The organism is Pirellulales bacterium (assembly GCA_035939775.1).
Lineage (GTDB): Bacteria > Planctomycetota > Planctomycetia > Pirellulales > DATAWG01 > DASZFO01.
In genome coordinates, this window is record DASZFO010000252.1 from 1 (window position 1) to 1,983 (window position 1,983).

General features: G+C 61.3%; 1 protein-coding gene. It reads right to left on the reverse strand.

Annotation, left to right across the window (positions count from 1 at the left end; translation table 11 throughout):
• A partial coding sequence (locus VGY55_15865; GenBank protein HEV2971452.1) for a M13 family metallopeptidase occupies positions 1-1,666 on the reverse strand: 1,666 nt, incomplete at its 3' end.
• Positions 1,667-1,983: the final 317 nt, after the last annotated feature.

The following is a 1,983-nucleotide window of genomic DNA, read 5'->3' on the forward strand; positions in this document are numbered from 1 at the left end:
CCAGCTTGTCGGTTTTCGCCGTGAAGCGGGCGCGGTCGTCGGCGGTCCACCAGTTTCGCAGATTGCCCTCAGCATCGGAGCGGCTCCCTTGATCGTCGAAGCCGTGGGTGATTTCATGGCCGATCACCGCCCCGATCGCGCCGTAGTTCACCGCGTCGTCGGCCGTCGGATCGAAGAACGGCGGCTGAAGGATGCCGGCGGGGAAGACGATCTCGTTGAGCGATGGGTTGTAATAAGCGTTGACCGTCGGCGGCGTCATGCCCCATTCGAGCCGATCGACTGGCTTGCCAAGCTTGGCGACGTGATACTGCCAATCGAACGCCTCAGCCCGCAGCACGTTCGCGGCGTAGGAGTCCGTGCCGATTTGGAGCGTCGAGTAGTCGCGCCATTTATCGGGGTAGCCGATTTTCGGCATGACGGTGGAGAGCTTGGCCAGAGCCTGCTTCTTCGTCTCGGGTCCCATCCAGTCGAGCTTTTCGATCCGCTCGCGATAGGCGGCCATGATGTTCTTGACCAACTCATCCATCCGGCGCTTGGCGTCGGGCGGGAAATACTTCTCGACATAAAGCTGCCCGAGCGCTTCGCCGATTCGCGAGTCGATAGCGCCGATGGCCCGCTTCCAGCGCGGCTGCATCTGCTTCACGCCGCGAAGCGTTTCGTCGTAGAAGCGGAAGCTCTCGCGCTCGAACGGGTCGCTGAGGTATGAGGCGGTGGCGCGGATCAGGCGCCAGCGGAGATAAGCCTGCCACTGCTCTATCGGCACGGAGGCCAACAGTTCGTTCACTCGAGTGAAGAACTCCGGCTGGCCGACGATCACGTCCGAGAGCTTGCCGATCTCCGCAGCCTTCCAGTACAGGTCCCAATTCAGGTTCGGCGTTTGCTTGGCCAGATCGGCGAGCGTGGATTTGTTGTAATTGGCTTCGCGGTCGCGAAGCTGCACGGGCGTGCGCGAGGCCTCGGCCAACTTTGTTTCGATCGAAAGCACGGTATCCGCGGCAGCGGCGGCCGCGGAGGACGAATCGCCCAACAGCCCAAACATCTTCGTCGCATGCTCGCGATACTGCGCGCGAATTTTCTTGAAATAATCGCTCGTGCCTAGATAGTAGTCTCGTTCCGGCAGCCCCAGACCTCCTTGGTGCAAGTAGACCGTGTAGCGCGTGCTCTGCTTCTCATCCTGCCCAACCGACGCGGAGAAGAGCGATCGGACGCCGGTCGCCTCCAGATGGCCGATCTCAGCGACCAAGTCGTCGCGGCTTTCGATCTTGGCGATCCGATCGAGTTCATCCTTGAGCGGGGCGGCGCCTTGCTTCTCGAGCTTCGCTTCGTCCATCGCCGTGGCAAAGAAATCGCGAATCTTCTGCTTGTTCCCTTCGAGCGGGCCGGGCTGTTTTGCCAGACCTTCGACGATCTCGCGCAGGGCGACGAGATTGTCGTCGTGCAGTTGAGAGAACGATCCCCAGCGACTGTATTCGGCCGGGATCGGGTTGCGCTTGTTCCAATCGCCGTTGACGTATTGGAAGAAGTCATCGCCGGGCTTGATCGACGTGTCGAAATTCGCCCGGTCGATGCCGCTCTTCAGCGGCGAGTCGCCTCCCAGCGCGTGCATGGCGAGCGGCAGGCCGCAGAAAAGGCCAATGCACAGAATGACAATTCGCTTGGTTTTCATGGATTACCCTGAGTTCGAGGAATCATTGATAGGTTGCAACCATCTAGGGAACACCCTCCGTGGCGTTCCGTGCCACACCACTGGGATTGGGAACACCGCGGAGGGTTCGGAACGCCACGGAGGGCGTTGCCTACGGACTTCCGCTACGAAGCACCCTCCGCTTCCGCCCCAGCCGGAGCTGGGCGCCATTGCACGAAGCCTTCGATCGCTTCGTATTCGGCCAAGCCGAGTTGGTCGTAAAGTTGGGCCGTTTGGCGGTTGCGCTGCTCGGCCCGCTGCCAGAATTCGCGTTGGTCGTGGCCGGGAAACATGGCCCG